This window comes from Streptomyces sp. NPDC091292, assembly GCF_044757265.1.
Lineage (GTDB): Bacteria > Actinomycetota > Actinomycetes > Streptomycetales > Streptomycetaceae > Streptomyces.
In genome coordinates, this window is record NZ_JBIVUQ010000003.1 from 256,879 (window position 1) to 282,107 (window position 25,229).

Sequence of the window (25,229 nt, forward strand, 5' to 3'; positions counted from 1 at the left end):
GTCCCGGGTTATTCGAAGGGCCCGTCCCGGGTTGCTCGAAGGGCCGGCCCTTCGAATCCGCCGCAACGGCGCTCAGCCACCCCACACCTGACCGGCGGTGCCAAGCCCACCTCGCCCCCGCCCCCCGGGAAGACTGAAGGGCGGAGCCCTTCAGAACGGAGCAGCGGCCCCCACCCGACGGCGCCCGACCCACCGGTCCACCGCCGGAGGCACTAGCGGCGACCCGCCCAAATATTCGTCCCCGGCGTAGACACCGCGAACGTGTCGATCTCCGCCAGTTCCTCGTCCGTCAGCTTCGGGCCCGCGAGCGCCGCCACGTTCGCCTCCAGTTGCGCCACGCTCGACGCGCCGATCAGGGCCGACGTCATCCGCTCGTCCCGCAGCACCCACGTGAGGGCGAGCTGGGCCAGGGACTGGCCCCGGCGGGTCGCGATCGCGTTCAGACCGCGCAACCGGCCCACCACGTCCTCGCTCAGCAGATTCGGGTCGAGGGACTTGCCCTGCGCGGCCCGGGAACCCTCCGGAATCCCCGCCAGGTACTTGTCCGTCAGCAGCCCCTGGGCGAGCGGCGCGAAGGAGATGCAGCCCATCCCGGCGTCTTCGAGGGTGTCGAGCAGCCGGTCGTCCTCGGTCCAGCGGTTGATCATCGAGTACGACGGCTGATGGATCAGCGGACGTACGCCCATCGAGGTGAGAATCCGTACCGCCTCGGCCGTCTGCTCACTCGTGTACGACGACACGCCGACGTACAGCGCCTTGCCCTGCTGGACCGCCGACGCCAGCGCGCCCATGGTCTCCTCAAGCGGCGTGTCGGGGTCGAAGCGGTGCGAGTAGAAGATGTCGACGTAGTCCACGCCCATCCGCTTCAGGGATGCGTCGAGCGACGACAGCAGGTACTTGCGGGAGCCCCACTCCCCGTACGGGCCCGGGTGCATCAGATAGCCGGCCTTGGTCGACAGGATCAGCTCGTCGCGGTACGGCGCGAAGTCCTGTGCGAAGAGCTTGCCGAAGTTCAGCTCGGCGGAGCCGGGCGGCGGACCGTAGTTGTTCGCCAGGTCGAAATGGGTGACGCCGAGATCGAAGGCGCGCCGAAGGATCGCGCGCTGCGACTCCAGGGACCGGTCGTCGCCGAAGTTGTGCCACAGGCCGAGGGAGACCGCGGGCAGCCGCAGCCCGCTGCGGCCCGAGCGCCGGTACTCCATGGAGTCGTAGCGCGCCGTTGCCGCCTGGTACAGAGACGTGTCGTTCATGAGTCCGAAACTACTTCAGCGGGCCCGCACCCCACAGCGGCACCCACCCCTCACAGCGGTAGGGTGTCGCCCTCGGGGAAGCCGAAGCCAGGCCCCCGGGGACCCGATTGCCAGAGGGGCTGACAAGAGTGAACTTGCGCGACCTGGTGTACCGGCTCTACGCCCGCCGCGTGGAAGGCCGCCTCGACCACGACCAGGTCCCCAAGCACATCGGCGTCATCCTGGACGGCAACCGGCGCTGGGCCAAGGCCTCCGGAGGCACCACCGCGCAGGGCCACCGCGCGGGCGCCGACAAGATCTCCGAGTTCCTCGGCTGGTGCGCCGAGACCGAGGTCGAGGTCGTCACCCTCTGGATGCTCTCCACGGACAACTTCGACCGGCCCGAGGACGAGGTCGGCCCGCTGCTCGGCATCATCGAGGACGCCGTCACCGGTCTCGCGGCCGACGGCCGCTGGCGCGTCCACCACGTGGGCACCCTCGACCTGCTGCCAGGCCGCACCCAGACCGTCCTCAAGGAGGCGGAACAGGCCACCCACGGCAACAGCGGCATACTCGTCAATGTCGCCGTCGGCTACGGCGGACGCCAGGAGATCGCCCACGCCGTGCGCTCCCTGCTCCTCGACCACGCCCAGCGGGGCACCAGCTTCGAGGAGCTGGCCGAGCTGGTCGACATCGACGTCATCTCGGAGCACCTGTACACGCGCGGCCAGCCCGACCCGGACCTCGTCATCCGCACCAGCGGTGAGCAGCGGCTCTCCGGGTTCATGCTGTGGCAGTCGGCCCACTCCGAGTACTACTTCTGCGAGGTCTTCTGGCCGGCCTTCCGCAAGGTCGACTTCCTGCGCGCCCTGCGTGACTACGCGGCGCGCCACCGGCGCTACGGGGGCTGACCGGGTCCCCGGACGGGCGGTCCCGGGGGGTCACTGGTGACGCGAGTCACCCGACGTTCACCCACGCGCCGTCATATGCCATGGCATGGCCAGGCGTATTGAAGGGAATAAGCCACCCAGGTCGACATCCCGAGCAGTACCGGAAAGGGATGTCGGATCTCAGCGGACGGCATCGGCCGTCCGCCCGGGAGGCTCTTTGCACCAGGTGCACCGTACGTACCGTGCGGACGAGGCAGAGGGCCGGAGTTCGGCCCGTGTCTCGCGGCCCGAACCCGGTTCGTTCCTTCCCTTTGGGGTGCCCCGCGCCGCCGTCGCTCCCCGACCTCATCCGAGGGGGTACGTCCTTCCGTGGTGACCAGCACGAAGCGCCGTCTGCCAGACCGGCGCACCTATGTCCTCGACACCAGCGTCCTGCTGGCCGACCCCAACGCGATGACACGTTTCGACGAGCACGAAGTGGTGCTCCCGATCGTCGTCGTCACGGAGCTGGAGGCCAAGCGGCACCATCCGGAGCTAGGGTATTTCGCCCGGCAGGCCCTGCGCCTGCTCGACGACTACCGCGTCCGGTACGGCCGACTCGACGCCCCCATCTCGCTGGGCGACCTGGGCGGCACACTGCGCGTCGAGCTGAACCACTCCGACCCGGGCGTCCTCCCGGCGGGCTACCGGCTGGGGGACAACGACTCCCGGATTCTCGCCGTCGCCCGCAACCTCCAGGCCGAGGGGTACGACGTCACCGTCGTGTCGAAGGACCTGCCGCTGCGCATCAAGGCGTCGTCGGTCGGTCTCCTCGCGGAGGAGTACCGCGCGGAACTCGCCATCACGGACTCCGGCTGGACCGGAATGTCCGAACTGACCCTCTCGGGTGAGCAGGTGGACCTCCTCTTCGACCAGGAGACCCTGTATGTCCCGGAGGCGGCGGAGATGCCGGTGCACACGGGGCTGACGATCCAGTCGGAGCGCGGCAAGGCGCTCGGGCGGGTGACGGCCGACGGGCAGGTCCGGCTGGTACGCGGGGACCGGGAGGCGTTCGGCATCAAGGGCCGCAGCGCCGAGCAGCGCATCGCGCTCGATCTGCTGCTCGACCCGGACATCGGCATCCTGTCGATGGGCGGCCGGGCCGGCACCGGCAAGTCGGCGCTCGCGCTCTGCGCGGGTCTCGAAGCCGTCCTGGAGCGCAGGCAGCACCAGAAGGTGATGGTCTTCCGGCCGCTGTACGCGGTGGGCGGGCAGGAGCTGGGGTATCTGCCGGGCTCCGAGGCCGAGAAGATGAGCCCCTGGGCGCAGGCCGTCTTCGACACGCTGTCGGCGGTCACCAGCCGCGAGGTCATCGAAGAGGTCACCGCGCGCGGCATGCTGGAAGTGCTGCCGCTCACCCATATCCGGGGCCGCTCGCTGCACGACGCGTTCGTGATCGTCGACGAGGCCCAATCCCTGGAGCGGAACGTCCTGTTGACCGTTCTGTCCAGGATCGGGGCGAATTCGCGGGTGGTGCTGACCCATGACGTCGCCCAGCGGGACAATCTCCGGGTCGGGCGGTACGACGGTGTGGTCGCCGTGGTCGAGAAGCTGAAGGGGCATCCGCTCTTCGCCCATGTCACGCTCACCCGTTCGGAGCGCTCGCAGATCGCGGCCCTGGTGACCGAAATGCTGGAGGACGGGCACATCTGACCGAGAAGTAGGGGTCCGGCCATGACCTGGTGATCGGTCCCGATCCGTCATCTCGTGGTGATGGCACTTATGTTGGCGCCGCCCGGAAGAGCCTGAGAGCTTAGCCGGGCGGCGCCTCCATGTGCGGGAACTTCCCCGAAACTTCTGTGACGAACGAGGTGTGAGCTTTCACACTCAACGCGGAATTGCCTTGCGGCGTCGGGCTGCGGCAGAGTCTGGGTCCTGTCAGGCCCCCGCATACGACACACCTGTATCCCCAGCGATACGGCACCACAGAACTCCATAGCGTCGTCGTATGCCGCCCGAGCACCATGCGGCGCTCCCGTCAAGGGAGTTGCCCACCGGGCCCGTGCCTCCCGTGACCCCGTAGTACGGAGGCCAGTGCCAGGGGCACGATTGCGTCCGCGAGGGTCACCTAAGCGGGCGATGCTGGAAGGACAACCGTGTGAGCCGGATTTCGGTCCGGGGATTCGCAGTGGCCTCGGCCACCGCGGTCACCACTGTCGGCGCCGTCGTGGGTGTTGCCTCGGGCAACCCCCAGCAGCCCTCGAACGACTTCGAGGCGACGGCCGGCGAAGCGACCCTCCTCGCCAACATTCCCGCGGGCCAGCAGGCCCAGGTGCAGACCGCCTCGCTGACCCAGCAGGCCGACGCCCAGGCCATCGCGGCCGACACCGCTGCGAAGAAGTCCGCGGAGGAGACGGCCCGTAAGAAGGCCGCCGAGGACGCTGTCGCCAAGCAGAAGGCAGCGGAGAAGGCCGAGAAGGAGGCCAAGGAGCGCGCGGAGGCCGAGAAGGTCGCCAGCCGTTCCGCCACCCGCGACGCGTCCAGCTTCGCCCCGCAGAGTTCGTACTCGATCGCGCAGATCCAGGCGATGGCCCGCTCGATGGTCCCCGCGGACCAGTTCCAGTGCTTCAGCAACATCGTGAACCACGAGTCGACGTGGAACTACCGCGCGGTGAACCCCTCTTCGGGCGCGTACGGCCTCTTCCAGGCCCTGCCCGCGTCGAAGATGTCCTCGGCCGGCTCCGACTGGCAGACCAACCCGGCCACCCAGATCAAGTGGGGCCTCAGCTACATGGACGGCCGCTACGGCAGCCCGTGCGGCGCCTGGTCCTTCTGGCAGGCCAACAACTGGTATTAGCCCCGGGCACCGCGTACGCGCTCGTCGCGTACCGCTCAACCTTCCGAAGCCCCTCGCCGTCCTACGGTGAGGGGCTTCGGCCCTGTACGGTTCTCTACGTTCCGGGGGAGTGGTGAGCGGGAAAAGCGGGGGAAACGGACAGATCATGGCGCGCGTACCAGGGTGGCTCGACCGGCTCGGGTCGGGGCTCTCCCGCTTCGGCAAGGAACTCGGCGAGGAGTGGGACGCCCGCCGGACGCGCGCCGAGCAACGGGCCGCCGCCGAGGACGACATGCCGGGCCCCGGCGAGGACACCGACCCGACGGTGCCGGACCACGTACCGCCGCCCCCGGCCTACGCACCGGCCATAGCCCCCCGCACCGACCCGGTCGCCGCCGTGCCCTGGGGGCTGCGGGTCGCCGCCGAGGCCGGCTGGCGCCTCCTCGTCCTCGCCGTCGTGCTCTGGGTGCTGATGCGGGTCATCAGCTCCGTACAGCTCGTCGTGTTCGCGTTCGTCGCCGCGCTCCTCGTCACCGCCCTGTTGCAGCCGACCGTCGCCCGCCTCAAGGGGCTCGGTGTGCCGCGCGGGCTCGCGACCGTCCTCACCGCGATCCTCGGCTTCGTCGTCATGGGACTGGTCGGCTGGTTCGTGGTGTGGCAGGTCATGGAGAACATCGACAACCTGTCCGACCAGGTCCAGGACGGCATCGACGAGTTGCGCAAGTGGCTCCTCAACAGCCCGTTCCATGTGACCGAGGACCAGATCAACGACATCGCCAAGAACCTGCGGGACGCGATCGGCGCCAACACCGACTCGATAACGTCCGCGGGCCTGGAGGGCGTCACCGTCATCGTGGAGGCCCTGACCGGGATACTCCTCGCGATGTTCTCGACGCTGTTCCTCCTCTACGACGGCCGGCGGATCTGGGAATGGGTGCTCAAGCTCGTCCCGACCGCGGCGCGGCCCGGTATCGCGGGGGCCGGGCCGCGCGCCTGGCGGACGCTGACCGCGTATGTGCGGGGCACGGTGATAGTCGCCCTGATCGACGCCATCTTCATCGGCCTCGGGATCTACTTCCTCGGCGTGCCGATGGCGGTGCCGCTCGCCGTGTTCATCTTCCTGTTCGCGTTCATCCCGCTGGTCGGCGCGGTGGTGTCCGGGGCGCTCGCGGTCGTCGTCGCGCTGGTCACGCAGGGCCCGTTCACGGCCGTGATGACGCTCGCGGTGGTGCTCGCCGTGCAGCAGATCGAGGGCCACATCCTCCAGCCCTTCATCCTGGGCCGCGCGGTACGGGTGCATCCGCTCGCCGTCGTCCTGTCGGTCGCCGCGGGCGGACTGGTCGCCGGGATCGGCGGCGCCGTCGTCGCCGTACCGCTGGTCGCCGTGGTCAACACGGTCGTCGGCTATCTGCGGGCGTACTCCCGCGAGGAGGTGCTGCGGCGCTCACCGCAGCCGCACGGGGCGACGGCGACGGGTGTCGCGCCGGTCCTCGACGTGCCGGGCACACCGCCACCGAAGGCGCCACCCAAGACGCCGCCCCCGCCGTCCGATCCGGGGCAGATTGACCGGGACTGAACATTTGCCCACCGGCCCATGAAGATCGTTCCGGGGTGGCCGAAAAGGCGCAGTTGATGGCTAACGTCCGCCCATATGAAACGCATAAGCGCAGCGGCCGGGCTCTGTCTCGGGCTGCTGTTCCTCGTGCTGGGCATCGGAGCCCAGCCCGCAGCCGCCCATGTCTCCCGCGAGCACGCCGAACTCGTCGTCGCCACCGGCGACCGCGTGACCAGCGCCCGGCTCATCGTCCACCGTGACGTGGTCCCGCCCGAACGGGCCGGTGCCTGGGCGTCGGGACTGCTGGCGACCGACTGCCCGGCCACCGGGTCCGGGGTGCCCGGCGACGACGGCGGGGTGCCCGGCGGCACCGTGATCGAGCTGGCGTGGAGCTGCCACGTCGACGCGCTCGACCTCGCCCCGCTGCTCGACCGGGGCCATCTGGCCAAGGTCGTGGTCGAGTTCGACGGCACCACCGTCAACGCCTCCGCCGCGCGCCCCCTGGTCGACGCCGCCGGCGCCCACGCGCTGCCGGGCTTCCCCTGGCTCACCGCCGCGCTCACCACGGCGGCGGGCGTCGCGCTGCTGCTCGCCGCGTGGCGGCTGCCGTGGCTGATCGGACGGGTACGGCGGATACACGGCACGATCGCCGGGGTTCAGGGCGGACGCCGGGTGCCGGTGCTGTCCCGGCGCCGCCTCCGGTACGGGGTCGCCGGGGCCGTCGCCCTGTCCTGCCTCGCCCCCGAGGCGGCGTTCGCCGCGACCGCGCAACCGGACGCCGCCCCCGCCACCGTCACCGTCGAGGGCACCGTCTTCCGCGACGCCAACGGCAACGGCCGCCGCGACCGGGGCGAGCGCCCGATGCCCGGCGTCGACGTCACCGACGGCGCCGTCTGGGCCACCACCCGCGCCGACGGCTCGTACACCCTGGCCGTCGACCCGGCCCGCCGCGAGACCGACGTCGTCAGCGTCGTCTCGCCCGACGGCTACACGCCCGCCCTGCGCGACGACTACGTCCCCCAGTTCTTCCACCAGGTCCCCGAGACCGGCGGCACCGGCGTCGACTTCGCGCTCGTGCCCGACCGGAACGCCGCGAACCCGACCGAGACCTGGGTCATGAACTCCGACCCCGAGATCGGCAACCGCACCGACGCGGAGGCCCGCAGCGCGCTGCCGCAGTGGACCGGGCAGGTGCGGGCGATGTCCGAGGTCGACGGCGCCACGATGCAGATCGCCACCGGCGACCTCACCGTCACGGACTACGCCGACGAGCCCCGCCGGCAGGGCGGCTACGACCTGTTCGCGCGCGGCCTGCGCGAGGGACGCCTCGGCCACCCCTTCTACCCCGTGGTCGGCAACCACGACTTCGGCGGCACCGCCACGTCGAAGGGGTACGCCGGAAGCCTGGAGTACTACCGCCGCAACCTCGGCCCCGAGTGGTACAGCTTCGACCGCAACGGCCGTCATGTCGTCGTCCTGGAGGACAACTACGACGCGAGTGGCCTCGCCCCGCAGCTGGAGTGGCTGAAGCGCGACCTGGCGCGGCACGCCGTCGGCAAGCAGGTCCTCGTCTTCGCCCACCGGTCCCTGTTCACCCAGTGGGGCCCCGGCGCGGGCATGCAGCCCACCATCGACGAACTCGCCAAGTACGACGTCCGGATGGTCGCCGCCGGACACAACCAGCAGGCCGAGTTCCGGCGCGGCGCCTTCCAGCGGTCCGTCGAGATCAACAACCAGGGCACCTACGGCATCGACGGCGCCCGCCCCGACTACAAGGTCCTCGACTTCACCGGCATCACCGACGACCCGCGCACCCGCCGCAACGAGGACACCGGCCATGTCACCGGAGTCCACCGGCAGTTCGACATCGACGACGACGCCGCGCTGGTCAGCCCGGCCCGGGGGAGTGTGTACGGCGACCGGTCGGCGATCCCCGTCGAGGTGTACGCGGAGGACGACGGCCGTACGCCCGCCAAGGCGGTGCTGACCGTGAAGGACCGGCGCGGCCACACCGTCGCCCGCCGCACCCTCCGCTTCGGCGAGAACGCCGCACGGCCCGGCGTACAGAACTGCTACACGCCGCCCGGCGGCACGCCCGAGCCCTGCCCTGCGGTCCGTGGCGCCTGGACCCGGGCCAGTGGGGAGCTGCGCGGGCTGCGCCCCGGGACGTACACCGCCGAGGCCGTCGCGCGGGACACCCGGGGCAAGGAGTTCCCCCGGCACCGCTCCACCTTCGACGTCGTACGCGAGAAGGAACTGGCTCCGGTCGCGGCCGGGCAGGACTGGCTGCGGCAGGGCGGTGGTGAGAGCGGGCGGTCCGCGAGCGGCGACGAACCCGGTGCGCGGCTCTCCCTCGACTGGGCCCGGCACACCGGCGAGCAGTTCAACCTCAACGGCTCCGTCATCGCCGGCGGACGCCTGATCGTCGCCTCGCGCGCCTTCGACTCGCCGTACAGCATGATGCTCGCCTACGACCTCAAGTCCGGCCGCGAGCTGTGGCGCACCTACCTCGACGGCGACGCCGAGTCGGCGCCCACGCTGCACGGCTCCACCGTCTACCTGACGACCGGCGTCGGCCGGGTCTACGCACTCGACGCCCGCACCGGCAAGGTCACGTGGGAGGCGATCGACCGGGAGACACGGACCGGCGACACCGTACGCCGCTACGGCCGCGCGGGCGGACCCGTCAGCGTCTTCCCGCTCACCGGCCGGGACCGTACCGTCGCCGTCTACCAGGACTGGGACACCGTCCGCTGCCGCGACGCGCGCACCGGACAGCTCCAGCCGGGCGGGTTCGGCGCGGCGGCCTCCTGGGGCCAGAACCACAGCACGGTCGTACGGGAGCCCGGCTCCGACACCGCCTATCTGCACTCCTCGTCCAGCAACACCGTCATCGCCATGGACCTCGCGACCTGTCGGCAGCTGTGGGTGAAGGACACGGCGGGCGACATCGACAGCCACTCGTCGCCCGCCCTCACCGACCCCGCCACCGGGCCCGCCCAACTCGTCACGCACACCGCGTCCGGCACCCGGGGCCACGACCCGGAGACCGGCGCCGTGCTCTGGGAGGCCAAGCTCGGCGGCGGCAGCGTCTGCGAGCCGGGCCGCGCCCCGCTCACCAGCCCGGCCGTATGGGGCACGGACGCCTATGTCGCGGGCCGGGACGGTGTCGTCCGCGCCTATGACACGCGCGCGGCCGACCCGTCGAAACCGGTGTGGCAGACCAAGGTCGGCTATCTGCCCGGCGAAAGTCCGCTGGACGACAAGTGGCGGGTCGCCATGGGCTGCTCGGCCGGTGACGGCTCACCCACGATGCATCCGCTGGTGACCCGGTCCCTGGTCTACGTGGGTACCTGGGACGGGCGGCTGCTCGTCCTGGACCGCGCGTCGGGCAGGGAGTTCGCCTCGTACGACCTCGGCGCCGGTGTCGCGTCGGCGCTCGCCGTCAGCGGGGACCGGGTCGTCGCGCTCACGGACGACGGGACGGTCCACGTGCTGGCCGCCCGGAGCACCCGGACCTCGCAGACCTCCCGAAGAAGCTGAGGGGAAGCAGCACCATGCGATCACTCCGAATACGGGTGCCGCGCCTGTTCGTCCTCGTCCTCGTCGTCGTCCCCGCGCTGCTCGCCGGCGGCGCGGGGACGGCGTGGGCGCACCCCTTCGGCGTACCGCCCGTGATCCGGGTCGAGGCGCACGGTACGGCCGTCGACACGAGCTGGTCGGCCCGGCTCGACGACGTCGCCGCGCTCCGGAAACAGGCGGACGGGGACCGGGAGGGCTACCTCCGGTCCCATGTCGCCGTACGCCAGGACGGGCACGCGTGCCCGGTGGAGCAGGCGTCAGGGCTTCGGCTGCGCTTCGTCTGCCCGCGCAAGGTGGACCGTATCGAGCTGACGGTCACCGTCCTCACGGATCTCCACCCCGCCTACCGCACCTTGTCCGTGACGGAATCGGGCGGCGGCGGGCTGCACACGGCCGAGGAGCCGACACGGGAGCTGTCGCTCCTCGCGGGTCCGAAACCGGCGACGGCCGCGGGCAACGGAGGCGGCTGGGCCTGGACCTCTGACCTGACGGCTCTTCTGGACCGGGACGCGGCAATTCCGTTCGCGCTGCTCGTCGCGGCGGCGGTCGGCGCGCTGCACGCCCTCGCGCCGGGCCACGGCAAGTCGCTGGCCGCCGGGTATCTGGTGGGTGGCCGGGGTCGACCGCGCGACGCGGTGTGGCTCGGGGTCATCGTGGCCGTGATGCACACACTGTCCGTGGCGGCCCTGGCCGTGGGCTGGTGGCTGGCGACGACCGGCGCCCCGGACCTCGCGGCCGTCACCGGCTGGCTGCAACTCGTAGCGGCGCTGGTGGTGACCGGGGTGGGTCTGAGCCTGCTGCGGCGACATCTGCGGCGGCGGGACGACGGTCACGGGCACAGCCACGGACACGGACACGATCACGCGCACGACGACGGGCACGGTCACGGGCACGGTCACGGGCACAGTCATGCGCACGGCGGCGACGGGCACGGTCACACCCATGTCATCCCCGACGGCGCCTCGTTGCTGACCTGGCGCGGGCTCCTCGTACTCGGGGCGTCGGGCGGTCTGCTGCCGTCGCCGTCCGCGTTCCTCGTGCTGCTCACCGGCCTGCTGACCGGCCGGGTCGCCCTCGCGCTCGCGATGGTGGCCGCGTTCGGCGCCGGGATGGCGGTGACGCTGACCGGCGTCGGCCTGGTGGTACTGCGCGGCCGGGATGCCCTGCTCGGCCGGGTCTCCAGGTCGCCGGTGCTGCGGGTCTGGGTCGGGCGGATTCCGCTCGCGGCAGCGGCGGCGGTCGCCGTCGGCGGCACGCTCGCCTCGGTCCTCGCGGCGGGACAGCTCTTCGCCGGATAAAGGCGAACGGCGGAAGGGCCCGTACGGACGGGAATGTCCGTACGGGCCCTTCACGGCTCGGTCGACAGGTGGACGGACCGTCAGACGGCGAGGACGGCCTCGGCGTCGAGGGTCGTACCGACCGCCTGGAGCACCGAGGCGATCTTCACGGCCTCCTGGACGGTCTCGCGGTCGACGCCCGCCTTGCGGAGCACCTGCTCGTGCGAGTCGAGGCACTGCCCGCAGCCGTTGATCGCGGAGACCGCGAGCGACCACAGTTCGAAGTCGGTCTTCTCGACACCGGGGTTGCCGATGACGTTCATCCGCAGGCCCGCGCGCAGCGTCCCGTACTCGGGGTCCGAGAGCAGATGGCGGGTGCGGTAGAAGACGTTGTTCATGGCCATGATGGCCGCCGCCGACTTCGCCGCCGTGTACGCGTCGGCGGAGAGGCGCGCCTTGGCCTCCGGCTCCAGCTCGCGCAGCACGATCGGGGAGCGGGTCGCGATGGCGCAGGCCAGGACCGTGCCCCAGAGCTGCTGCTCCGGCAGGTCGCTGTTGCCGATGACCGAACCGAGGTTGAGGCGCAGGTCCTTGGCGTAGTCCGGTATGGCGGACTTCAGCTCATCGAGGGCCATGCTCACTCACCGGCCAGCAGCTTGACCGGGTCGAGGGTGGTCTCGCCCTTGGACCAGTTGCACGGGCACAGCTCGTCGGTCTGGAGGGCGTCGAGGACCCGCAGGACCTCCTTGGGGTTACGGCCCACGGAACCGGCGGTCACCATCGTGAACTGGATCTCGTTGTTCGGGTCCACGATGAACACGGCACGCTGCGCGAAGCCGTCCTCGCCCTCGACACCGCAGTCCCGCATCAGCTCGTGCTTGGAGTCGGCGAGCATCGGGAAGGGCAGGTCACGCAGGTCGTCGTGGTCCTTGCGCCAGGCGTGGTGCACGAACTCGGAGTCGCCCGACGCGCCGAGGATCTGGGCATCGCGGTCGGCGAACTCGTCGTTCAGCTTGCCGAACGCGGCGATCTCGGTGGGGCAGACGAAGGTGAAGTCCTTCGGCCAGAAGAACACCACGCGCCACTTGCCCTCGTAGGACTTGTGGTTGATCTGCTCGAACTCCTCGCCGCTCTCCAGCGACACACAAGCAGTCAGGTCGTACGTGGGGAACTGGTCACCGACAGTGAGCACGCGCTCTCCTTGCAGCGTAGGAACCCCTGGATTGCAGGGGTTTCCTGTGGGTTGGACTGGCCACGATGGTGGCACAGGGTGCATTGATTCGGGAAATAGCTAGACTCGGTCGTGTTGATCGATTTCAGTTATCAGTTACGGGGAGTGGCGACCGATGGTCGGAGACGCGGGCAAGCGCGGGGTGCGGGGCGGCGCGGTGCGGGGCGGGCGGGGGCGGCAGCCGAGCCTCGCTCAGCTACGGGCCTTCGCGGCCGTCGCCGAGCATCTGCACTTCCGGGACGCGGCGGCCTCGATCGGAATGAGCCAGCCGGCGCTGTCCGGTGCCGTGTCGGCCCTGGAGGACGTTCTCGGGGTGCGGCTTCTGGAGCGTACGACGCGCAAGGTGCTGTTGTCGCCCGCCGGGGAGCGGCTTGCGATACGGGCCAAGGCCGTCCTGGACGAGGTGGGCGCGCTGCTGGACGAGGCCGAGGCGGTACGGGCGCCGTTCACCGGGGCGCTGCGGCTCGGGGTGATCCCGACCGTCGCGCCCTATCTGCTGCCGACCGTGCTGCGGCTCGTCCATGAGCGGTATCCGCAGCTCGACCTCCAGGTGCACGAGGAGCAGACCGCGTCCCTGCTCGACGGGTTGGCCGCAGGGCGGCTCGACCTGCTGCTGCTCGCCGTTCCCCTGGGCGTGCCGGGGATTGTCGAACTCCCTTTGTTCGACGAGGACTTCGTCCTTGTCACACCCATGGACCACTGGCTCGGCGGGCGCGAGGGGATTCCTCGGGACGCGCTGCGGGAGCTGAAGCTGCTGCTGCTCGACGAGGGGCACTGTCTGCGGGACCAGGCGCTCGACATCTGCCGGGAGGCGGGGCGGGACGATGCGCCGGTGACGACCACGGCTGCGGGGTTGTCGACGTTGGTGCAGTTGGTGGCCGGGGGGTTGGGGGTGACGCTGTTGCCGCGGAGTGCGGTGGCGGTGGAGACGGCTCGTAGTGGCCAGTTGTCGACCGGGTACTTCGCCGAGCCCGCGCCTACTCGGCGGGTGGCGTTCGCTACGCGGGTGGGGGCGGCGCGGTTCGGGGAGTACGGGGCTTTGGCGGAGGCTTTGCGGGGGGAGCTTTTGGGGTTGCCGGTACGGGTTGTGGCACAGCCACCGGTGCTTGGGTGACCCTTGTCTTTCGGGGCACCCGGCACTTGGGGCTGTGCCCACCCGTTCCGCCGTGCGGAACGCCTGCCCACAGCAGGACCGGAGGTCGGCAGTAGGGCGGGGTGTTGCGCACGGCCGGGCGCCTGCCCACAGCGGGAGCGGAGGTTTGCTGTGGGGCGGGGTGTTGCTTACGGCCGGATGCCTGCCCACAGCGGGACCAGGGGTCCGCTGTGGGGCGGGGGTTGCTCACGGCCGGGCGCCTGCCCACAGCGGGAGCGGAGGTCCGCTGTGGGCAGGCGTTGCAGCGGTTCTATTCGGTGCGGAGGCCGTCCGGGCGCATGAGTTTCAGGAGGGGGGGGAGGCTCAGGACGGTTACCAGGAGGACCACCCCCGCTCCTATGCCCGTCATCGACAGCAGGCTCGGCCAGTCGATCGCCACGCTTGAGCCCGTCATCTTGAGGAGCGCCGCTCCCAGGGTGAGGCCCACCACGCTCGCCAGGATCAGGCCGAGCGCGATCGGGAGCGCCGTCTGCCAGAGGACCGACAGGGTCAGCGTCCGGCGCCGCGTACCGAAGGCGATCAGTGCCGAGAGCAGCTTCTTGCGCTCGCGGAGCTGCTCCAGCTGGGAGACCAGGAGGCTCGCGCCGATCAGCAGCAGGACACAGATCGCGCCGACGAACAGGCCCGTACGGATGGACGCGAAGCGCTCGTTCCGCTCCTCCGACACCATGGTCATGGGCTCGGCGATCGGGCTCAGTGACGCCGCCGCGTTGCGGACGATTTCCCGGCCGTCCTCGACCGACGGGTCGAGCTGGAGGTAGACCGTGCTCAGGAGCGCCCCGGCCGCGGCCTTCGGGAGGGCGCCCGGCGTGGCGAGGAGACCGCCGCGCTCGTACCCGGTCGGGTCCTTGCGGGCGTCGACCCACTTGATGTCGTCCGGCAGTCGCCAGGGCTCACCCTTGCCGCCCCAGCCGCTGTAGACGGGGTCGACGTACAGCGTCCGGCCGGACTTGGCGAGCTTGGGCGTGTTCTCGTCGTACTCGGCGTTCCGCACGGCGAAGACGTCACCGTCGCGGCACGACGTCACCTTGGCGACCTCGCGCAGGGCCGCGCACCCGCCGACGGTCAGCTCGGTCGAGAGGTCCGGGGCCTTCCTCCGCTCGCCCAGCGAGCCCACCGCGAGCGGGGTCGTGTGGGTCACGCCCCGCGTGGCCGACAGGACGCGGTCGGCCTCCCCGATCGGGACGTCGCTGGGCAGCGCGACGTTCATCTGGGCCCGCGAGAGGTCGTTGGTCGTCATCTTCGTGTAGTCGCTCTCGACGCCCGCGAACAGCATCTGAAGGGCGATGGCCCCGGCCACCGCGACCGCGATGCCGTTGACCATGCGGGCCGCCGGGCCACTGCTCAGCTGAAGCCTGCGGACGGCCAACTGCCAGGAGACGGAGCCCTTGCCCAGCCGGGACACGACGGCTTCGACGACCCACGGCAGCAGGGCCGTGATCCCGACCAGGACCAGGACGGTGCCGCCGGTGACGAGCCACTGGTTGAACTCGCCGTTCTCGTTGCCCTGGCCGATCATCGGGTACAGCATCCCCAGGCCGCCGAGCGGGAGCAGCAGACGCCACCACAGCCGGCGGCGCCGGGGCTTCGCGGAGCGGATCACACCGAGCGGTTCGATGACGACACCGCGCAGCGCGAACAGGGTCACGGCGACGGCGGCGGCCGGTACGGCGAGGGCGACCAGGAGCGCCAGCAGCGGCGACGGGTTGAGGTCCTGCGGGAAGGTGGAGATGTTGTACACCTGGACGCTGCCCGCGAACTCGCGCCCCGCCAGGAAGAACCCGGTGCCGAGTACCAGCCCGAACAGGGACCCCGCGACCGCCTCGCCCGCGGCGATCCGGCGGGTCATCCGGCCGTCGGCGCCGACCAGGCGCAGCGCGGCGAGCCTGCGGTCGCGCCGCTCGCCGCCGAAGCGGACAGCGGTCGCGATGAACACGCCGACCGGCATCAGCAGCACGATGAACACCATCAGCACGAGCAGCATCAGGACCGGGTCGAGCGGCTCGGACTCGCGGTCCGCACCGTAGCGGTCGAGGCGTTCGACGCGTACCGCGCCCGATGACTGGACGGTCAGCCGGTCGGACCCCGCGTAGTACGCGAGTTCCTGCGAGCCGATCAGACCACTGTCGCCGATGGTGCCGGTGATCGTGGACGGAAGGCGGTCGCGCAGCAGGGCGCCCGCGTCGGACTTCAGCAGCTCGGCGAGCGCGGGCGAGACGACCATCTCGTCGCGCCCGGGGAAGGAGTCGACGCCGGGCGGCAGCGGGGCGCGCGGGCCCTCGGGCTGGAGTACCCGGCCGCGGATCTCGTCACCGCGGTACGTCGTGTCGGTCTGCGCCACGAGGATCGTGTCGTCGGCCTTCGGCGTGGTCGGCGCGGTGTAGGTCATGTCCTGGCGGTCGCGCTCGCGGTTGTGGCGCTCCGCGAGGGCGTTGGGTATGGCGGTGGTGAGCAGCAGCAGTGCCACGCCGAGCCCGACGCCGACGGCGGTGAGCGCCGTCCGCATCCAGCCCTCGCGCCCGCCCGTCACGGCGAACCGGGCACCCATCCTCAGGTCCCGGATCCAGCCGGTCGCGCCGGTCGGCCCTGCGGGACGGGGCGCGGGCCCCTCGTGGTGCGTACGCGTGCTCATACGACGCGCTCCATGTCGCGCGACTTGCCGTCCCGTACGACGATCTCGCGGTCCGAGTACGCGGCGACGCGGGCCTCGTGCGTGACGAGGACGACCGCGGCGTTCGCCGAGCGGGCCGCGTCGGTCAGCAGCTCCATCACGCGCTCGCCGTTGAGGGAGTCCAGGGCGCCGGTCGGCTCGTCCGCGAACAGCACGCGCGGGCCGGTGACCAGCGAGCGGGCCACGGCGACCCGCTGCCCCTGGCCGCCGGAGACCTCGCCGGGGCGCTTGGACTTGAGGTCGTCGACCTCCAGCCGCTCCATCCACGCGAGGGCGGTCCGCTCGGCGTCCTTGCGGCCCGTGCCGTTGAGGCGCAGCGGAAGCGCCACGTTCTCCACGCAGGTCAGCTCCGGTACGAGCTGGCCGAACTGGAACACGAAGCCGAACTCGCTGCGGCGCAGGGCGCTGCGTTCGGAGTCGTTCATCGCGGTCAGATCGCGGCCCGCGTAGGTGATCGTGCCCGAGTCGGGGGTCACGATCCCGGCGAGACAGTGCAGCAGCGTGGACTTGCCGGAGCCCGACGGGCCCATCACGGCGACGACCTCGCCCGGGTGGATGGAGAATCCGGCGCCGTCGAGGGCGGGCGTCGGACCGTACGCCTTGCGCAGGTCGACGGCGGTGAGCAGGGAGCCTGCGGGGGTCATGGGCGCACTTCCTGGGCGAGCTTGTCGAGACGCGCGGCGGTCAGTTCCAGCCAGCGCAGATCGGCTTCGAGATGGAACAAGGCATGGTCGCAGATGAGCTGGTCGGCGAGGTCGCCCTTGCGCTTGCGTTCCGTGAGCATGCGCATCATGCGCAGATGTTCCGCGCGCTGGGTGTCGAGTATGTCGGCGGCGTCGCGGTGGGTGAGCAGCGCGAGGACGACCTTGGTGTAGAGGGTCGACTGGAGGTAGGGCTCCGGTTTCTCGGGGGTCGCGAGCCAGCGCCGGACATCGGTGATGCCGGCCTCCGTGATCGCGTACCGCTTCCGGTCGGGGCCGCCGCCCGCCTCTATCCCGTCGACCTCGACGAGGCCGTTCTTCAGGAGGCGGGACATGGTCGAGTAGACCTGCCCGTAGTGCAGCGGCCGGTCGTGCCCGAAGCGCTCGTCGAAGGCCCGCTTCAGGTCGTAGCCATGGCGGGGCCCTGACTCCAGTAGCCCCAAGAGTGTGTGACCGATGGACATGAGAGCACTCTACACACGATGTATACCCCCCGTGTATAGCCCCCGTGCATAGCCCTTGGAGGGGCGCCGGTCCGCCTGGATTCCCGCTGTACTTGCTGTGGGCAGGCGTTCCGCACAGCGATGGGGGCACCTCCCGGTCGAGCGAAGCCGAGACTGGGGGAGGGTGGGCACAGCCCAAGGCGTCCGGCGCCCCGGAAGGAAAGGTCAACCCATATCCTCGCCCCCGGCCGGAGGCCTCCCCCGCCGGGGAATCGGCTTGGCCGAGCCGGGCAGGCGGCCCGCGTCCGCCAATGCCCGCCGCAACAAGAACTCGATCTGCGCATTCGTACTGCGCAACTCGTCCCCCGCCCACCGAGCCAACGCCTCGTACACCAGCGGATCAAGCCGCAGCAGCACCTGCTTACGTTGCTGCGGAGTCACTGGTACAAGGTGCCCGTGTTGAGCACGGGCTGCGCCGCCCGGTCCCCGCACAGCACGACCATCAGGTTGGACACCATCGCCGCCTTCCGCTCCTGGTCCAGCTCCACGATGTCCTGCTCGGTGATCCGCGCGATGGCCGCCTCGACCATCCCCACCGCCCCGTCCACGATCTGCCGCCGCGCGGCGACCACGGCCCCGGCCTGCTGCCGCTGAAGCATCGCCGACGCGATCTCGGGCGCGTACGCGAGATGCGTGAAGCGGGACTCGATGATCTGCACCCCGGCGGCCTCCACGCGCGCGTGGAGTTCGACGGCCAGTTTCTCGGTGATCTCCTCGGCGTTCCCGCGCAGCGACAGACCCTCCTCGTCGTGCGCGTCGTAGGGGTACTCGATCGCGATGTGCCGTACGGCCGCCTCGGTCTGCGTCGAGACGAACTCCAGGAAGTCGTCCACCTCGAAGCTGGCCTGCGCGGTGTCCTCGACCCGCCAGACGACGACGGCGGCGAGTTCGATCGGGTTGCCGTAGGCGTCGTTCACCTTGAGGACCGCGGTCTCGTGGTTCCGTACCCGCGTCGAGATCTTCGTGCGCGATGTGAGCGGATTCACCCACCGCAGACCGTCCGTGCGGATCGTGCCCCGGTAGCGGCCGAAGAGCTGGACGACGCGGGCCTCGCCGGGCGCCACCATGTTCAGGCCGCCCATCGCGACGAGCGAGCCGATGATCACCAGGATGCCGACCACGATCAGCGTCGCCTTGGCGCCGGTCGCGTCGGTCCCCGCACCCGCTGCGAGCAGCGCGGCTCCCACCAGAAGCCCCGCCAGGCCCAGGAGCAGGGCGAGTCCACCGCCGATGCTGCGCGCCGCGAACTCCCGCACCCGGGGCGCCGGCATCTCGGGCACCCCCGGGCCCCCGTCGGAGCCTCCCGCCGCCCCTGTGGCAGCCGCCTTCGCCGAAGCGGATGAACGATGCATATCGGACATAATTGCGCCCCCGTTTCCCTTGTTTTCCCGTCTCCCGGGCCCCTGTTGGGCCTAGCAAAGTGATATCAGATTAACCGATGCGGCAACCTTCCGCACCCCCCGATCGTCGGTTCCCATGGGACCGGGTGCTGATTGTCACGTCCGGAAAAGGCCGGATCGGCGGACCTTGTCCCGCCCTGCGGTGTTAGCTTCCTGAGCTGACCTCCCGGTGAGACACCAGTGAGAAGCGAGTACGCGCGAGTACGAAGCGGAGAGAACGGACCCATGGGACGAGCCGAAGAAAGACGAGCACGGCAGCGCGGCGCGCGCCGTGCGTCGCGCGGGCGCTCGTCCGACGGCGGTCGCCGGGGCATACGCCGCTTCTTCACCTGGAAGAAGCTCCTCGGTACGTTCTTCGGCCTCTGCCTGCTCGGCATGGCCGGCTTCATCGTCCTGTACATGCTCGTGGACATACCGGAGGGCAACGCCGACGCGAGGAAGCAGAGCAACGTCTACAAGTACAGCGACGGCTCGCTCATGGCCCGTACCGGAGACGTCAACCGTGAGGTGGTCGACCTCGCGCAGGTGCCGATGGACGTGCAGCGGACCTTCGTCGCCCTGGAGAACAAGTCCTTCTACAGCGACCAGGGCATCGACTTCAAAGGCACGGCCCGCGGCCTGATCAACACCCTGTCGGGCAAGGGCAAGCAGGGTGGTTCGACCATCACCCAGCAGTACGTCAAGAACTACTACCTCACCCAGGACCAGACCGTCACGCGCAAGCTGAAGGAACTGGTCATCTCGCTGAAGGTCGACCGCCAGGCGTCCAAGGAGGACATCCTCGCGGGCTACATCAACACCAGCTACTACGGCCGCGGCGCCTACGGCATCCAGGCGGCGGCCCAGGCGTACTACCGCGTCGACGCCAAGGACCTCAGCGTCGAGCAGGGCGCCTATCTCGCCGCGCTGCTCCAGGCGCCGAGCCAGTACGACTGGGCGACCGCTTCGGACACCGGCAAGCGGCTGGTGCAGGGCCGCTGGACCAAGAGCCTCGACAACATGGTCGAGCAGGGCTGGCTCGACGCCGGCAAGCGGCAGGGCCTGAAGTTCCCGGTGCCGAAGGACCCGCGGCCCGCGCCCGGACTCGGCGGCCAGACCGGCTACCTCGTCAAGGCGGCCAACGACGCGCTCCAGAAGCAGCTCGTCGCCGAGGGGCTGTCCGCGTCCGACGCCGAGGCGCAGGTCGAGGCGGGCGGCTGGACGCTCACACTGAACATCGACAAGGCCAAGCAGCAGCAGTTGGAGAAGGCCGTCAAGGCGCAGCTCACCAGCAAGCTCGAACCGAAGTCCCGCACGGTCGACGGGGACGTCCAGGCCGGTGCCGTCTCGGTCGACCCGAAGACCGGTGCGGTCCTCGCGATGTACGGCGGCCAGGACTACGTCAAGCACTTCACCAACAACGCGACCCGCCGCGACTACCAGCCCGCGTCGACCTTCAAGCCGCTGATCCTCGCCGCGGCCCTGGAGGCGGGCGCCGAGACCCAGACCGGCAAGCCGATCACGGCGGACACGGTCTACGACGGCACCAGCGGCCGTCCGGTCAAGGGCAGCGACATCGCCTTCGCCCCGCCGAACGAGGACAAGGTGAACTACGGCCAGGTCACCGTCCAGAAGGCCATGAACAAGTCCATCAACTCCGTCTTCGCCCAGATGGGCGTCGACGTCGGCATGGACCAGGTCATGAAGACCGCCGGCGTACTCGGTATGGACGTCAAGGGCCTGGAGGCCGTGCCCGCGCAGACCCTCGGCTCGATGGGCGCCAGCCCGCTGGAGATGGCGGGGGTGTACGCGACCCTCGACAACCACGGCAAGAAGGTCACGCCGGCCGTGCTGAAGTCCGCCGATCACAAGGACCGCACGGTCGACCTGCCGAAGCCGATCGGGGGCCAGGTCGTCGAGCGCACCACCGCCGACTCCGTCACCTCGGTGCTCACCGGTGTGGTCGACGACGGCACCGGCAGCGCGGTCCGCAACGCGCGGCAGGACGTCGCGGGCAAGACCGGTACGTCCGACGAGAACAAGTCGGCGTGGTTCACCGGCTACACCCCGGACCTGGTCACCTCGGTCGGCCTGTTCGGCGAGGTCGGCAAGGAGCGCAAGGACGACGGGGGCAAGACCCTGGCGCGCGGCGCGCACACCACGCTCCAGGGCACCGCCGGCGGCGGCCGGGTCAACGGTGGTGGCTTCCCCGCCGAGATCTGGGCCGCGTACACCTTCGACGTGATGGGCTCGCCCAGCGAGTTCGACCTCGACACGGACATGGGCGCGGCCATCGCACCGCCGTCGGAGCCGGCGTCCAGCCCGCCGCCGTCGTCGTCCAGCGCGCCCCCGCCGTCGTCCGAGCCGCCGTCGAGCCCCCCGCCGTCCTCCGAGCCGCCGCCGTCGAGCCCGCCGCCGTCGTCGGAGCCCCCGCCGTCGAACCCGGCGACGATCAAGCCGCCGAGCCCGGACCCGACGACGTCGGACGAGAACCCGCAGAACCCGGCCGCGCCACCGCTCTAGGACGACAGACCCTGGTCAGCCACCGTTGACTTCCTTGGCCACCCGGTCGCCGAGTGTCTTGTCCACGTTGCGCCAGTACTGGATGGCGCGGTCGAGGACCGGACGGGACACTCCGTCGGCGAGGTGCCCGCTGATGTTCGACACCAGCCGGTCGCGGGCCGCGTCGTCCAGGACCTGGCGCACCTGCGTCCCGGCCTGACCGAAGTCGTCGTCCTCGGCGTGCAGCTTGTACGCCTCACGGACCATCTCGCCGGCCGTCTCCCAGCCCGCGGGCTCGCCGTACCGCCCGACGTCCGCGGCCGGACCGCCGTACGAGTTCGGCGCGTACACGGCACCGACGTGCGCCGGCTCGTACCGCATGGGGCCGTCCTTGGCGTACGAGCTGACGCGCGAGTGCGGCCGGTTGGGCGGTAGCTGCGCGTAGTTCGGGCCGATGCGGTAGCGGTGCGTGTCCGGGTACGAGAACAGCCGGCCGAGGAGCATCTTGTCCGGGGACGGGCCGATGCCCGGCACCAGGTTCGACGGCTCGAACGCGGCCTGCTCGATGTGGACGAAGAAATCGTCGGGGTTCTTGTTGAGCGTCATCCGGCCGACCTCGATCAGCGGGTAGTCGCCGTGCGGCCACACCTTGGTCAGGTCGAACGGGTTGAAGCGGTAGTCCGGGGCGTCGTCGAACGGCATGACCTGCACGTTCATCGTCCAGGACGGGGCGTTTCCGGAGGCGATCGAGTCGTGCAGGTCGCGTCGGTGGACGTCGCCGTCGGTGCCGGCGAGCGCGTCCGCGTCCGCCTGGGTGAGGTAGTCGATGCCCTGGTCGGTCTTGATGTGGTACTTGACCCAGAACTTCTCGCCGCCGCCGTTGATCCACATGTACGTGTGGGAGCTGTAGCCGTTCATATGGCGGTACGTCTTCGGGATGCCCCGGTCGCCCATCAGCCACGTCACCATGTGCGCGGACTCCGGGGACAGGGTCCAGAAGTCCCACTGCATGTCGTGGTCGCGCACCCCGCTGTCCGGGCGGCGCTTCTGGGAGCGGATGAAGTCCTGGAACTTGATCGGGTCCCGGACGAAGAAGACCGGTGTGTTGTTGCCGACCAGGTCGTAATTGCCGTGTTCCGTATAGAACTTGAGGGCGAAGCCGCGCGGGTCGCGCCAGGTGTCGGGGGAGCCCTGCTCACCGGCGACGGTCGAGAAGCGGGCCAGCATCTCGGTGCGCTTGCCCGGCTGGAACAGGTCGGCCTTGGTGAACTGACTCACGTCGTTCGTCACTTCGAAGGTTCCGTACGCGCCGCTGCCCTTGGCGTGCACCACCCGCTCGGGGACCCGCTCCCGGTTGAACTGGGCCATCTTCTCGATGAGGTAGTGGTCCTGGAGCAGGATGGGGCCGTTGGAGCCGACGGTCAGCGAGTGTTCGTCGCTCTCCACGGGGATCCCGGCATTGGTCGTCGTGTAGGGGACCTTCGGGGATGCCTCGGTCACGAGCGTTCTCCCGTCGTACAGGGGGCTGACGGGGGACATGGGGGATATGTCCCCCGGGTCGTGGTCGCTTCGGCCACGACGCCAGTCAACTCCGCCGACGGGGGGTCGGCAACTTTTGGACCGGGTCTAATTCCGGTTCAGTTCGAACCAGACCACCTTCCCGGTGGACAGCCGCGTCGCTCCCCAGCGCCGCGCCAGCTTGTTGACCAGGTAGAGCCCGCGCCCACCCTCGTCCGTGGCCCGCGCCTGGCGCAGCCTCGGCAGTTGCGGAACGTCGTCACCCACCTCGCAGCGCAGCACGTCCGTACGGAGCAAGCGCAGCGTCACCGGGCGTGACGCGTAGCGCACGGCGTTGGTGACGACCTCACTGACCAGCAGCTCCACCGAGTCCGTGAGGTCCTCCAGGTCCCAGCGGGCCAGCGCGCTGCGCGCGAGCCGCCGGGCACGGCCCGGGGCCGCGTCCTCGGGTTCCAGGAACCAGTACGCCACGTCGCTCGGCGCGATCCCGTCGAACCGGGCGGCGAGCAGCGCGATGTCGTCGTCCCGGTCGCCGGGGCCCAGCATGTCGAGCACGTCGTCGCACAGGGCCTCAAGCGGCGGCGGATGGTCCGCGCCGGTGAGCCGCGCGGTCGCCGCGAGCCGCTCCCTCAGCTGCTCGATACCGGCCCACACGTCCCGCAGCCGGGACTCCACCAGGCCGTCCGTGTACAGCAGCAGGGTCGCCCCGGCGGGCGCATCCAGCTCGACCGCCTCGAAGTCGACCCCGCCGACGCCGATCGGGGCGCCCGGCGGCACCCGCAGCACCTCGGCCCGGCCGCCCAGATGCAGCAGCACGGGCGGCGGATGGCCCGCGTTGGCGATGGTGATGCGGTGCGATACCGGGTCGTACACCGCGTACAGGCAGGTCGCCATGCGGTCGGTGCCGAGCCGCTGGGCCTGCTCGTCCAGGTGGTGGAGCACTTCCTGCGGCGGCAGATCGAGGCCCGCCAGGGTCTGCGCGGTGGTCCGGAGCTGGCCCATGATCGCGGCCGAGGTCATCGAGTGGCCCATCACGTCACCGACGACGAGGGCGACCCGGCTGCCCGGCAGCGGGATCGCGTCGTACCAGTCGCCGCCGACCCGGGCGGTCTCGGCGGCCGGGAGGTACCGGCTGGCCAGCCGCACCCCGGTCGGCCGGGGCAGCGTCTCGGGCAGCATGGTCCGCTGCAACTCGTCCGCGATGTACGCCTCGCGCCCGTACAGGACCGCCTTGTCGATGCCCAGCGCGCTGTGCGTCGCGAGCTGGGCCGCGACCAGCAGGTCGTCGCCCTCGAACGCGGTCCGGTCGGCCCGGCGCAGGAAGATCGCCGCGCCGATCACCCGGCGGCGCCCCCGCAGCGGCGCCAGGATCGCCCGCCGGCCCTCGGGCACGGTCCGGAACGCGCCGAGGAGTTCCGGCAGCGCGGCGTGCGCGGTCGGCGCGTCCGCGAAGACCGGACGGACCCCGCGCAGCACCTCCGCGAGCGCGCCGCCCGGCCGGACCGTGCACAGCTCCGTCGTGCCCGTGACCTCGGGGTCCATCTGCGGCATGGGCAGCGGGCCGCCCTCGGTGTCCCGGTCCTCCGGGATCCGGTCGGTGCGCCGCAGCCGCAGCACGACGGGCCCGGTGGGCCGCTCGTCGCCGACCGGCAGCGGGTCGCGCAGATAGACGAGGATCGCGTCGGCGAACGTCGGCACGGTGGCCCGGCACAGGCCCATCACGATCTCGTCCAGGTCCATGCCCCGGGCGATCCGCCGGGTCGCGGCGCCCACGAACCGCAGCCGGTCGCCGTCCCTGCGCATCGCGGCGGCGCCCGCCGACAGCGGCGCCACGGTGGAGGTGCCGGTGTGCGCGACGGGACCCTCACCGGGCGCCGGAGTGGGGTCCGGGACGACGGGTCGGGTGCGGTGCGGGTCGGGCTCGGCGCGGGACGACTGGGCGTGCTCGGGGCCGGTGCCGGGGCCCGTTCCCGTGTCGGCTCCTTGGCCCGTGCCGGAGCACGCGCCCGTCGCGCCGTGCGCCGGGTCGCCGGAGCGGCCCTGCACGGGCAGCCCGGTTCCCGGCCCTGCCAGCGGGCCGGCCCCCGTCTCCGGGGATCTCGGCTGCTGGGGCGGTTTCGGGGTACGCAGCAGCGCCCCGCGAGGGTCCGCGGGTGCGGGAGGGCTTGCGGCGCCGCTCGGGCGGCCCTCCTGGGAGGTGGGGTGCTCCGTCACGCGTGTCGA

General features: G+C 70.9%; 18 protein-coding genes. 8 read left to right on the top strand and 10 right to left on the bottom strand.

Going from position 1 to position 25,229, the window contains the following annotated elements:
* Positions 1-212 precede the first annotated feature (212 nt).
* Positions 213-1,250: an L-glyceraldehyde 3-phosphate reductase gene (mgrA, locus tag ACIQNU_RS12525; protein ID WP_401364911.1), complete on the bottom strand. Its 1,038-nt coding sequence runs from the start codon at positions 1,248-1,250 to the stop codon at positions 213-215.
* A gap of 128 nt (positions 1,251-1,378) precedes the next feature.
* On the opposite strand from mgrA, the gene ACIQNU_RS12530 reads away from it, so the two are divergent.
* The 6 genes from ACIQNU_RS12530 (at position 1,379) to ACIQNU_RS12555 (ending at position 11,369) form a co-directional block, all read left to right on the top strand.
* A complete protein-coding gene (locus ACIQNU_RS12530) occupies positions 1,379-2,140 on the top strand; it encodes an isoprenyl transferase (RefSeq protein ID WP_401364913.1) in 762 nt (253 codons plus the stop codon).
* Between the two features lie 348 nt (positions 2,141-2,488).
* Positions 2,489-3,811 carry a PhoH family protein gene (locus tag ACIQNU_RS12535; RefSeq protein ID WP_401364916.1) on the top strand — a complete coding sequence of 441 codons (1,323 nt, stop codon included), beginning with the start codon at positions 2,489-2,491 and terminating at the stop codon, positions 3,809-3,811.
* Between the two features lie 445 nt (positions 3,812-4,256).
* Positions 4,257-4,955 carry a transglycosylase SLT domain-containing protein gene (locus tag ACIQNU_RS12540; RefSeq protein WP_401364919.1) on the top strand — a complete coding sequence of 233 codons (699 nt, stop codon included), beginning with the start codon at positions 4,257-4,259 and terminating at the stop codon, positions 4,953-4,955.
* Between the two features lie 145 nt (positions 4,956-5,100).
* Positions 5,101-6,510, top strand: coding sequence for an AI-2E family transporter (locus tag ACIQNU_RS12545; protein ID WP_401364922.1), 1,410 nt, complete (start codon positions 5,101-5,103; stop codon positions 6,508-6,510).
* A 75-nt stretch (positions 6,511-6,585) separates the two neighbouring features.
* The gene (locus ACIQNU_RS12550) at positions 6,586-10,032 is read left to right on the top strand and encodes a PQQ-binding-like beta-propeller repeat protein (RefSeq protein WP_401364925.1); all 3,447 of its coding nucleotides are present in this window, start codon (positions 6,586-6,588) and stop codon (positions 10,030-10,032) included.
* 14 nt (positions 10,033-10,046) lie between these two features.
* The gene (locus tag ACIQNU_RS12555; protein WP_401364928.1) at positions 10,047-11,369 is read left to right on the top strand and encodes a hypothetical protein; all 1,323 of its coding nucleotides are present in this window, start codon (positions 10,047-10,049) and stop codon (positions 11,367-11,369) included.
* Positions 11,370-11,449: 80 nt separating this feature from the next.
* On the opposite strand, the gene ACIQNU_RS12560 is transcribed toward ACIQNU_RS12555, so the two are convergent.
* Together ACIQNU_RS12560 and ACIQNU_RS12565 are read right to left on the bottom strand one after the other, a co-directional pair.
* On the bottom strand, positions 11,450-11,983 hold the full coding sequence (locus ACIQNU_RS12560; protein WP_401364931.1) for an alkyl hydroperoxide reductase: 534 nt from the start codon (positions 11,981-11,983) through the stop codon (positions 11,450-11,452).
* A 2-nt stretch (positions 11,984-11,985) separates the two neighbouring features.
* The gene (locus ACIQNU_RS12565; RefSeq protein ID WP_401364934.1) at positions 11,986-12,540 is read right to left on the bottom strand and encodes a peroxiredoxin; all 555 of its coding nucleotides are present in this window, start codon (positions 12,538-12,540) and stop codon (positions 11,986-11,988) included.
* A gap of 154 nt (positions 12,541-12,694) precedes the next feature.
* Here ACIQNU_RS12565 and ACIQNU_RS12570 point away from each other — a divergent pair, with 154 nt between their 5' ends.
* Positions 12,695-13,693, top strand: a complete 999-nt coding sequence (locus ACIQNU_RS12570) for a LysR substrate-binding domain-containing protein (RefSeq protein ID WP_401364937.1) — start codon at positions 12,695-12,697, stop codon at positions 13,691-13,693.
* A gap of 289 nt (positions 13,694-13,982) precedes the next feature.
* Here ACIQNU_RS12570 and ACIQNU_RS12575 read toward each other — a convergent pair whose 3' ends face one another.
* The 5 genes from ACIQNU_RS12575 to ACIQNU_RS12595 all read right to left on the bottom strand — a co-directional run bounded on the left by ACIQNU_RS12575 (position 13,983) and on the right by ACIQNU_RS12595 (position 18,878).
* Entirely contained in the window at positions 13,983-16,280 is a 2,298-nt protein-coding gene (locus ACIQNU_RS12575) for an ABC transporter permease (RefSeq protein WP_401365617.1), read from the bottom strand.
* Between the two features lie 80 nt (positions 16,281-16,360).
* A complete protein-coding gene (locus ACIQNU_RS12580; RefSeq protein ID WP_401364940.1) occupies positions 16,361-17,047 on the bottom strand; it encodes an ABC transporter ATP-binding protein in 687 nt (228 codons plus the stop codon).
* A complete protein-coding gene (locus ACIQNU_RS12585; protein ID WP_401364942.1) occupies positions 17,044-17,568 on the bottom strand; it encodes a PadR family transcriptional regulator in 525 nt (174 codons plus the stop codon). The genes ACIQNU_RS12580 and ACIQNU_RS12585 overlap by 4 nt, the downstream gene beginning before the upstream one ends.
* A gap of 204 nt (positions 17,569-17,772) precedes the next feature.
* Positions 17,773-18,039 carry a hypothetical protein gene (locus ACIQNU_RS12590; protein WP_401364945.1) on the bottom strand — a complete coding sequence of 89 codons (267 nt, stop codon included), beginning with the start codon at positions 18,037-18,039 and terminating at the stop codon, positions 17,773-17,775.
* Positions 17,985-18,878 carry an SPFH domain-containing protein gene (locus ACIQNU_RS12595; RefSeq protein ID WP_401365618.1) on the bottom strand — a complete coding sequence of 298 codons (894 nt, stop codon included), beginning with the start codon at positions 18,876-18,878 and terminating at the stop codon, positions 17,985-17,987. Before ACIQNU_RS12595 ends, ACIQNU_RS12590 begins: the two co-directional genes overlap by 55 nt.
* A gap of 354 nt (positions 18,879-19,232) precedes the next feature.
* On the opposite strand from ACIQNU_RS12595, the gene ACIQNU_RS12600 reads away from it, so the two are divergent.
* Positions 19,233-21,509 carry a transglycosylase domain-containing protein gene (locus ACIQNU_RS12600; protein WP_401364948.1) on the top strand — a complete coding sequence of 759 codons (2,277 nt, stop codon included), beginning with the start codon at positions 19,233-19,235 and terminating at the stop codon, positions 21,507-21,509.
* Positions 21,510-21,524: 15 nt separating this feature from the next.
* Here ACIQNU_RS12600 and ACIQNU_RS12605 read toward each other — a convergent pair whose 3' ends face one another.
* On the bottom strand, positions 21,525-22,988 hold the full coding sequence (locus ACIQNU_RS12605) for a catalase (RefSeq protein WP_401364951.1): 1,464 nt from the start codon (positions 22,986-22,988) through the stop codon (positions 21,525-21,527).
* A 126-nt stretch (positions 22,989-23,114) separates the two neighbouring features.
* Positions 23,115-25,220, bottom strand: a complete 2,106-nt coding sequence (locus tag ACIQNU_RS12610) for a SpoIIE family protein phosphatase (protein ID WP_401364954.1) — start codon at positions 25,218-25,220, stop codon at positions 23,115-23,117.
* Positions 25,221-25,229: the final 9 nt, after the last annotated feature.

Bases quoted from the DNA above. Each gene is read 5' to 3' on its own strand.
- ACIQNU_RS12600 (WP_401364948.1), top strand. From the start codon at position 19,233: ATGGGACGAGCCGAAGAAAGACGAGCACGGCAGCGCGGCGCGCGCCGT.
- ACIQNU_RS12575 (WP_401365617.1), bottom strand. From the start codon at position 16,280: ATGGGTGCCCGGTTCGCCGTGACGGGCGGGCGCGAGGGCTGGATGCGG.
- ACIQNU_RS12585 (WP_401364942.1), bottom strand. From the start codon at position 17,568: ATGTCCATCGGTCACACACTCTTGGGGCTACTGGAGTCAGGGCCCCGC.
- ACIQNU_RS12595 (WP_401365618.1), bottom strand. From the start codon at position 18,878: ATGCCGGCGCCCCGGGTGCGGGAGTTCGCGGCGCGCAGCATCGGCGGT.
- mgrA (WP_401364911.1), bottom strand. From the start codon at position 1,250: ATGAACGACACGTCTCTGTACCAGGCGGCAACGGCGCGCTACGACTCC.
- ACIQNU_RS12550 (WP_401364925.1), top strand. From the start codon at position 6,586: ATGAAACGCATAAGCGCAGCGGCCGGGCTCTGTCTCGGGCTGCTGTTC.
- ACIQNU_RS12580 (WP_401364940.1), bottom strand. From the start codon at position 17,047: ATGACCCCCGCAGGCTCCCTGCTCACCGCCGTCGACCTGCGCAAGGCG.
- ACIQNU_RS12560 (WP_401364931.1), bottom strand. From the start codon at position 11,983: ATGGCCCTCGATGAGCTGAAGTCCGCCATACCGGACTACGCCAAGGAC.
- ACIQNU_RS12545 (WP_401364922.1), top strand. From the start codon at position 5,101: ATGGCGCGCGTACCAGGGTGGCTCGACCGGCTCGGGTCGGGGCTCTCC.
- ACIQNU_RS12555 (WP_401364928.1), top strand. From the start codon at position 10,047: ATGCGATCACTCCGAATACGGGTGCCGCGCCTGTTCGTCCTCGTCCTC.
- ACIQNU_RS12570 (WP_401364937.1), top strand. From the start codon at position 12,695: ATGGTCGGAGACGCGGGCAAGCGCGGGGTGCGGGGCGGCGCGGTGCGG.